General features: G+C 29.4%; 5 protein-coding genes. All 5 read right to left on the bottom strand.

Features of this window, described 5'->3' with window-relative positions; translation table 11 throughout:
* Positions 1–2,759: FMN-binding protein (locus tag HMPREF2852_RS08380; protein ID WP_148130566.1), on the bottom strand; the 2,759-nt coding region annotated here is incomplete at its 3' end.
* Positions 2,760–3,654: 895 nt separating this feature from the next.
* Positions 3,655–4,713, bottom strand: a complete 1,059-nt coding sequence (locus tag HMPREF2852_RS08375; RefSeq protein ID WP_019118830.1) for a ribonucleotide-diphosphate reductase subunit beta — start codon at positions 4,711–4,713, stop codon at positions 3,655–3,657.
* Positions 4,714–5,155: 442 nt separating this feature from the next.
* Positions 5,156–7,684, bottom strand: a complete 2,529-nt coding sequence (locus HMPREF2852_RS08370) for a ribonucleoside-diphosphate reductase subunit alpha (RefSeq protein WP_070607621.1) — start codon at positions 7,682–7,684, stop codon at positions 5,156–5,158.
* Positions 7,685–7,932: 248 nt separating this feature from the next.
* Positions 7,933–8,427, bottom strand: a complete 495-nt coding sequence (locus HMPREF2852_RS08365) for an RDD family protein (RefSeq protein ID WP_070607618.1) — start codon at positions 8,425–8,427, stop codon at positions 7,933–7,935.
* An 8-nt stretch (positions 8,428–8,435) separates the two neighbouring features.
* On the bottom strand, positions 8,436–9,404 hold the full coding sequence (gene sppA / locus HMPREF2852_RS08360) for a signal peptide peptidase SppA (RefSeq protein WP_261668279.1): 969 nt from the start codon (positions 9,402–9,404) through the stop codon (positions 8,436–8,438).
* Positions 9,405–9,510: the final 106 nt, after the last annotated feature.

The raw sequence follows: 9,510 nt of genomic DNA, 5'->3' as shown, positions 1-9,510 counted from the left end.
TCTTCTTGTGGCTTTGGCTTTTCTTCTTTTTCTTTTTCTTCTACTAAATTTTTATCGGATTCTTCTCCTGATAATTGGAAGTTTACATATATTGTCTTTGGTGTATTTGGATTTTCTTCTTTGACCAATGTATATTTTACTTGTCTATTTACTGGCAATTTATCGCCTGTGTACTCATAACGATTACCATTTTTTGATACTGCTCTAAGTTTTACTTTTTCAAATTCAAATGATGTTGGTGCATCGATAACTTGATGGTCGGAAATATTTCTTTTATCTACGTAATCCATTTCAACTTTATCGACTTTGTACCACTTATTTCCATCTGCGCTGTATTCTAATCCGATTATATAATCTTTACTATATTTTCCGATTAAAATTCTAAAGTCATCATAGGATAGTGATTTTTGGTGCATTACTTTTGCTTTTATAATTTTTTTGTTAGCATAATTTTTTAAGTCGCTTCCGTTTTCTATTATTTTTCCATTTTCGTCTGTAATGCTAATTCCATTTTCTTTGAAATCTTTCCATTCTACTTCTTTTTGACTTCCATCTTTTTTGATTAAGTTTACTTTCATTTCTGTAAAATCAACTCCATCGCCTTTGTTTACTTCTATGTTTTTATTTTTTGGAGCTGTTATTGTGATTTCTTTTACATCTGAATTTGTAATGTAATCATTTGATGATTTTTTTGTCGCCTCTCTTGCTGCTGATGATATTCCACTAGCACTAACTGTTGCACCTGTAACGCTATCAAATAATTCTTTTGACTTATATTTTTTGGACATATAAGCTTTTACTGTTCTTGAAATTAGTGTTAAATCTGATTCTGAATTATCATTTCTATATCCGTTAAGATTATTTGCATATTCTGCACCAAAAAGTTCTAATGCTTTTGCTTTTGGGTTACTGCTTTTTCTTATTGTTTCAAAATACTCTCTGTATAATCCCATTTTTGCAAGATTCAATCTTGCATCTTTTCCTTTGATAAAGGATAAAACTTTTTCTGCTTTTTGTCTAAATGGTCCCATATCATCGCCGTATTCTGAATTTTCTCCTACTCTTACTTCGGAAATTTCTCCATTTTCGACTTTTATATATGTTCTAATTTTTCTTGTATTAATATATCCAATGCCCCATCCTGTATATTCGCCGTCTTTTAATGGTTGATCGTTATAATATTTTTTAAGGGCTTCGTCTATTTTTTCTTCGCTTGGTTTTTCTGGTTTCTTATCTTCTTCTGGTTTTTTATCTGGCTTTTGTTGGTCTGGCTTTTTGTCAGGTTTTGATGGACTATTTTCAATTCCAGCTTTTGATACTGCATTATTTATAGCATCTATTATTCCTTTGCTTGAGAATGTTGCTCCTGATACTGTATCCACGTTTTTGCCAGGCTTACCAAGCATTTTTGAGATTACTCCTTTTGATTTGCTAAAATAAGGATCATCTTCTTTGTGTGAAAGGATTTCTACTTTTGTTATTGAACCTTTTGCTATGGTTACTTTTACTTTTATTGGACCATTAAAGCCTTCTGCTACTCCTTCGTATACACCATCTTTGTATTGTTTGTAAATCTTATTATCTTTACTTGGTTTTTCTGGTTTTTTATTTGGTTTTTTTGCTTGATTTGTATTTGATGGTTTTTTATTTTTATTATCAACATTTTTGCTTCCACCCGCTTTTGATAGAGCATTTCTTACTGCATCAAGTATTCCTCTACTTGAATATGTTGCACCAGAAACTGTATCAACACTTTTGTCAGCTTTTCCTAAAATTTTTGATATAACTGCTCTTGCTCGACCAAAATATGGATTGTCATCGCTGTGTGAAAGTATTTCCACGTTTGTTATTGAGCCTTTCGATATGGTTACTCTAACTCTTATTGGTCCATTAAATCCTTGACCTGAGCCTGTGTAAACTCCATCTTTAAGGTCTTTATTTCCAATTGCTACTGTCCCTTTAGCATTTGCTCTTTTATTATTGCTTGATGCATTATTTACAGCTTGTACTTTTGCATTTTCCTTAGAGCCAGCTTTGTGAAGGGCATCAGCTACTGCCATTTTTATAGCATTTGATGATACTGTAGCTCCTGTTACTGAATCTACATTTACACTTCCACTACTTAAAATTTTATTTATTACAGCATAAGCTCTATTAAAATATTCTGGTGTTTCATTTTGTGAAACAACTTCTATTCCACTTATTTTTCCATTTTTTATGATTACTTTTACGGTTAAATTTCCACCATATCCATTTGCGCTACCAAAATACTCTCCATCTTTTAACCCTTCTACTGGTTTTTTATCTTCTTTTTTAGCTTTTTCTTTTATTTTTTCTTTCGAACCTGCTTTTTGGAGAGCTTTTAAAACAGCATCTTTTATAGCATTTGATGATATGGTTGCTCCTGTAACAGAATCTACATCTACTTTTCCTGTTCTTAAAATTTCTTTTATTATCGCTGAAGCCTTTTTAAAATATTCCTCAGTTTCATTATGGGATAAAATCTTGATGTCTGTTAATTTTCCATTTTTTATAGTTATTCTAACAGTCAACAAACCACCATAACCTTCAGAACTTGCTTCGTATTGACCATCTTTTAAATCTGTTGCAAGACGAGCGCTATCGCTTACTATTTTGTCTTTTTTTTCAGCAGCAAGCTTATTTTTTTCTAAGACAAACATAGACGATTTTATCATAGCCATAGACGCTAATCCTACAATAATAAAGGTCAATACTTTCTTTAAAAATGTATTTTTCATCTTTCCTCTTTACAAAATATATTTAGGTTATTAAAGGTAACCTAAACCTTTTTGATTTTCATTTACATAAAAATCTTAAAAAATTATTGAGTTGTGGAGTATAAACTCCAAATTGCAAATAAATTAAATAATCTATTGTGCAAGGATGAATTTTTAGATATTTTTCAAAATTTTTAAATCAATTTTAATTTCTATCTAAAATATTCGGTTTATAAGTCTTGATATTGGTAAAAATAACTTTGCTTTTCTCATTTTTATAGTATTTTTTAAAATAACTAATTTTTATTTGATATTCTTAGTAAAGTTTTTCATAATATTTTTATCTAATCAAATAATTTGCCGAATAAATACAAATCTAAATCCTTATAAATTTTTATAATTAAAACCTTTATATGATTACTTTATTCGCTTTATAATCTAGCTATATTTTTTCAATATCAATTTTTATTTTTTCACTTTTCCCCCTTTCTAAAAATTTATAAATTCTTACAAGTTTTTTTATTTAAAAACCCGTTAGTTCTAATAGTGATAATCACTATCTGTTCTATTATACAAAATTGTAGAAAAAAACACAATATTTCAAATTATTTTTTTGTTAAATATAAAAAATTTTAAAAAAACTAAAAAACCAACAAATTCCAAGTTTTTAAAATATTTTTACTATAAATTAAATAAGGCTAAGTATAATATATTAAATTTATGTCAAAAAAATTCAAAGATTTCAAATCAAACGCCATTTCCTTTAAATTAATTGAAACTTTGGATTATTTTTAAATATCTTCTATTTTTACAAAAAATTTTTATAATACAAAAATCTGATTTTCTTAGATTTTTTGCAAATAAAAAACTGCTGTAAAATAGAAATATCTATTCTACAACAGTTTATAAAATTATTTTATAAATCATCTTCAATAACTGAAGATTTAGAATAAGCTGAAACTTTTCCTTCAAAGAAATCTGTTTTTACTTGGTTTGGATCTGAATATTCGCTTACCCATTTCATTGATTGAGGTTCGTCTTCATATCCTTCATAGATTGTTCCAAGTCCAAGTCCTTTTGCTCTTAGATTTCCCAAATATTTTATATAATCTTCAATCATTTGTGAATTTAATCCTTGGATTTCATCTCCAATGGCATATTTTCCCCAGGCAATTTCTTGTTCTACTCCCTCTTTTAATAGTGATAAGTAGAATTCTTTTAATTCGTCAGTAAATAAGTCTGGTCTTTCTTCTTTTAAGTCATTTATCATTGATCTAAATAGCCACAAGTGGGTGTTTTCATCCCTATTAATATATCTAATTTCTTGGACAGTTCCTGGCATTTTGCCATTTCTTCCAAGATTGTAGAAAAATGAAAAGCCTGAATAGAAATAAATTCCTTCAAGTATATAATTTGCAATCAAAACTCTCATCAAATTAAATTCGCTATCATCTTTAATAAATTCATTGTATTGGTCACCAATAAATTTATTTCTTTTTAAAAGATGATCATCTTCCTTCCACAAATACAAAATTCTTGTTCTCTCATCAGGAGAGCAAATTGTATCAAGTATGTAGGAATAAGATTGGGAGTGGATTGCCTCTTGGTAGGTTTGAATAGCAAGGCAAAGATTTATCTCGTTTGCTGTTATATAGGTTTGAAGATTTGGCAAATTTGCAGTTTGAATTGAATCAAGATAGGTCAAAAATGACAAAATTCTATCATAAGCCTTTTTTTCAGCCTTGGATAAATTCCTATAATCTTTTATATCTTGGTTTAAATTAATTTCTTCAGGAATCCAAAAATTGTTCATAGCTTGACGATACCAATCACTTGTCCATGTATATTTTACATTATTAAAATCATTAAGATTGGTTGTATTTCCATTGATAATTCTTCTTTTAGAAAGGTCAATATCCCCATCCTCATTAAAAATTCCTCTTTTAGAAACTTCTTCCTTATATTTTTTTTCCATGTTTTTGCCTCCTATCTTATGGGAAATAATTATTTATAAACTAATATTTTTAATTTTATACCCCATTTTCAAAATCGAACTTATATTTTTACTTTTAAATAATTATAAAAAATTTAAAAACTATTAAAATTATTTTTCTTAGCCAAATATTTTATTTAAATTAATACAATACTTCGTTAAGTTAGGGCGGAGGAAATGGGGGAGTTTCGAATTCTCCCCCTTTTTCCTCCCCCTAACAACCCCCACTTTTTTACCCCACTGCAAACGACCGCTGCGCGGGCTAAATTTGTAAGAAGCTTCGCTTCTTTCAAAATTTTTATAAGAATGATAAATCCTCATGCAAAGAATATGATACGGAAAAATTTAATTTGATTTTAACTTGAAAATCCTCCCCAAATCCGTAGTAATTAATTTTATATCTATTTTTAAATTTAAAATAAAATTATGACGCACATGAATCACAATCTTCTACTTCAAGGGATTTTCCTCTTACATAATAGAGGGATTTTACTCCTGCTTCCCATGCTGTTAGGTAGATATTTAAAATTTGTCTCATTGTGTATTCTGTTGTTATATAAACATTTACTGATTGGGCTTGGTCGATGTGTCTTTGTCTTACTCCACAAGCTCTCATTGAAATATTTTGGTCAATGTTGTAGGCATTTTCATATAGCCAGAAGGTTTTTGTATTTAGTCCTGGGGCAACTCTTGGTACTATTGCTCCCTTTTTTTCTTCTAGGAAATATTTGTTCATTATTGGATCCACTCCTGCAGATGTTCCTGAAATTATTGAGGTTGATCCTGTTGGAGCTACTGCCAATAAATATCCATTTCTAAGTCCATTTTCGTGAACGTCTTTCTTTAAATTTTCCCATCTTTCGCTTTCATATCCTCTTTGTTTGAAATAATCTCCATTATCCCAATCACTTCCTTCAAAGCAAGAATATGATCCCTTTTCCTTGGCAATTTCATTTGATGCTTTGATTGCAAAATAGTTTATATCTTCATAAACCTTGTCTACAAAATCAAGATGGGCTTCTTCTTCTGACCATTTTATATCATTTTTTACAAGCATGTGGTGGTAACCACTTGTTCCAAGGCCGATTGCCCTGTATTTTTTGTTGGTTACTTTTGCATAAGGAGTTGGGTAATAATTTAAATCTATTACATTATCCAAAGCTCTAACTATTGTTGAAACAACTTCTTCTAATTCTTCTTTGTCATTTACATCAATATTTCCAAGGGTAAGACTTGCTAAATTACATTCTACAAAATCTCCAGGTTTGGTTGTATTTACAATTACTGTTTCCCCATCAACAGTTTTAATCTCTTCGCTGACTGTCTCTGATGGGCTCATATTTTGGGCGATTTCTGTACAAAGATTTGATGAATATATGATTCCCTTGTGTTTGTTTGGATTTGCTCTGTTTACTGCATCTCTATTGAAAACAAAAGGTGTTCCTGTTTCTGTCCATGATTTTATCAAAAGCCTAATCAAATCTTTTATGGCAATTACTCTTTTTGAAATTTCCTTGTCATTTACAAGCTTATGATAAAATTCTTCAAATTCTTCCCCGTAGGTATCTTCGATTGATTTGCCATATTTTACAAAAACTTCGTGAGGATCAAACATATACCAATCTCCACCAATATTATCCCTACATTCTTTCCAGAAAAGATCTGGTACACAAACTGCTGGGAAAATATCGTGAGCCTTCATCCTATCATCGCCATTATTTGTTTTTAAAGATAAAAATTCTGGTATATCCTTGTGCCAAATATCCAAATAACAAGCAACTGCACCTTGTCTTACTCCAAGTTGGTCAACGGCAACCGCAGTATCATTGGCAAGTTTTATCCATCTTATAACTCCACCTGCCACATTTCTAATTCCTCTAATATCAGAACCTTGGGCTCTAACTTTTCCAAAATAAAGTCCCATTCCACCACCGTGTTTTGAAACTTGGGCGAAGTTTGTAATTGAGCGGTAGATTCCTTTTAAAGTATCTGGAACTGTATCTATAAAACATGAAGAAAGTTGGTTAAAGGGCTTTCTTGCATTGGTCATTGTTGGAGTTGCCATAGTTGCCTTTAATTGTGATAAAATATCATATAATTTTTTGGCAAAAGAAACTTGATCTTTTTCGCCAATGGCAAGGTGCATAGAAATTCCCATAAACATTTCTTGAACGCTTTCAATATATTCGCCTTCAAAAGTTTTAATCAAATATCTTTTTACAACTAAGTCCAAACCAGAATAGGTAAATAATTTATTCCTATCTTCTTTTAAATATGCTCCCAACTCTTCCAAGTCCTTATTGGTGTAAGATTCTAAAATATATGATCCATAAAGACCAGCTGAAGTTAGGTATTGAACTTTTGACCTAAAATCAACAATTCCATATTTTTCTTCGCTAAGGCTAATTTTTAGATTAATCAAATGAATCATAAACCTTGCAGCAATAAATTCCCAATCAGGAGCTTCCTTACTTGTAAGCTCACTTGCAGCCTTGATAAGGGCGTTTAACAAGGCTTCCTTAGTCATATTTTTCTTGGTAAAGGATTCAAATTTTAAATACAAAGACTCGATTGGATATCTTTGATTGTCATACTCATCATTAATATCTTTGATTATAGAAAGAGTATATTCATCATCAATAAAAGCTTCAAAATCGGTTAGGACTTTCCTGTCCATATTGTGTTTTGCCCTATAAAGAATGTAGGATTTAACTTCCTTATAGTAATTATTTTCAATAAGCTCAAGCTCAACCAAATCTTGAATTTCTTCAACAGTAACTACATGGTCTTTTGGGTATCTTTCCTTGATTGTTTTTTCTATATTAAGAGAAATTCTATCCAAATTTTCATCGCTAATAACAGAATCAACAGACCTAAAAGATTTAAAGATTGCACGATTAATCTTCTCCCTTTCAAAGTCAACAACTTGACCATCTCTTTTTTTAACTTCCATATCCACCCCTAAATATTGTTATTTTTATATTTAATCCACTATATATAGTGGTAATTCCGAAATTTCTACCTAACAATCATATCACAAGATAGGAATTTTAAAAAGTATAAAGTACTTATAATTTTTGAAAATTTAAAAATACTTACAAAATAAATAATTTCTAATTATAATTATTAAATAATTTAAATTTAAAATTTCCCACAAAAAAGATATATCTTGAAATTCAAAATATATCTTAAAATCTTTATTTAATTTTCAAAAAGATAATCTACCACATCATCTTTTATAACTACAGTATCAACTAACATATCTGCCAAAGATTGTTTGTTTGGGCTAAATCCTATAATTAGGTACAAAATTTTTATAAAATTTTGAATATATCTTGCGAAAACTTCTCTTACCAAACAATCAAAAAAACTAAGTTTTTCATCATTTAAAGAAATAACCCTAATTCCCATTGCCATTTTTCCTAAAGTTTGGCCGTTGTTCAAATAAGTTAAGATGAAAAAATATAACAAACAAATTCCTGTTTCAATTAAAGGATTTATTTCTATATTCATAATTGTTAAATCCGTTTTTATTTGAAAAATTTTCATAATAATATTTGAAAAAGAATAGGCAACTATAGAGTCTATTGTAAAAGCCACAAGTCTAAGGAAAAAACCAGCATAGGCAAATTGAGGTATGGATATTGTCTTTTGTACATTCAAAGAGTTGTTTTCTATTGTTTCCATATTTTCCATAATTTCACCTATTTCCCATAATAATACATTGGTAGCGGAGATTCTTTTTCCATTAATTCTTTCAAAACACTAAGATCAGATGAAGAATTTTTTTCTACTAAATTTTGAGCTTTTGAAAATAATTTTTTTAATGAATAATCACTTCCTTCATATTCAAAAACTTCTGGATTATTTAATTTATAATCTTTTTTCATATCTTCAATTGCATCATCAAGATTTCCAATTTTATCTACAAGACCATTATTTTTAGCTTGAGCACCATCATAAACCCTGCCGTCTGCAAGTTTTCTAACTTGATCTTCTTTCATAGATCTCCCTTGAGAAACAATTTTTATAAACCTATCAAATGACGAATTTATAAGGTCTTGGAAATATTTTTTTTGCTCATCTGTCATATCTTTTCCAAGAGAGCCTGCATCTTTCATCTTTCCTGTTGTAATATTTTGTTCTTTAATTCCATATTTTTCAAACAAACCTTGGAAAGATCTTGATGACATAATTACACCAATAGAACCAGTTAAGGTTTCATTTGAAGCATAAATTTTATCAGTTGGGGCAGAAATATAATAACCACCACTTGCAGCCATTGTCTTCATAACTGTAAATACAGGGATTTTTTTGTCAGTTTGAATTTCTTTTATCTTATTTGCAATTTGTTCAGAATTATAAACAGCTCCACCTGGAGAATTTACTTGCATAATTACGCCTTTAACAGAATCATCCTTGTATATATCATCAAGTTGCTCCATAAAAGAATCATAAACTTCTCCATCTCCAATTGCTCCCTCATAAGAAATAAGAGCAATTTTATTTTTCTTATCCCCATCTTCTACAATATTTTTATTTGCAGTAGCTGAAAAAGGATTAAATTGATTTAAATATTCATTTTTCAATTTATCTGCCTGTTTTTCAGATATTTTATCGCTCCTATTTGATACAATAGAAGACGCTACAAACAAAAGTAGAGCAATAGCCACAGCTATCCATCTTTTGCCATTGTTTTTTTCATATTAACTCCTTTAATTTTATATTTTATAATAACACTATATTATTCTAAATTTAAAGAATCAAGGATAAGAAAAT

Source organism: Anaerococcus sp. HMSC065G05 (assembly GCF_001812365.1).
GTDB classification, from domain to species: Bacteria; Bacillota; Clostridia; order Tissierellales; family Peptoniphilaceae; genus Anaerococcus; species Anaerococcus vaginalis.
Note: the sequence above shows the minus strand (reverse complement) of the source record. Positions and strands in the feature narration are given on the sequence as shown.

What these genes read in the sequence shown, in the direction of transcription:
- HMPREF2852_RS08375 (WP_019118830.1), bottom strand. Translation starts at nt 4,713, where the DNA reads ATGGAAAAAAAATATAAGGAAGAAGTTTCTAAAAGAGGAATTTTTAAT.
- HMPREF2852_RS08370 (WP_070607621.1), bottom strand. Translation starts at nt 7,684, where the DNA reads ATGGAAGTTAAAAAAAGAGATGGTCAAGTTGTTGACTTTGAAAGGGAG.
- HMPREF2852_RS08365 (WP_070607618.1), bottom strand. Translation starts at nt 8,427, where the DNA reads ATGGAAAATATGGAAACAATAGAAAACAACTCTTTGAATGTACAAAAG.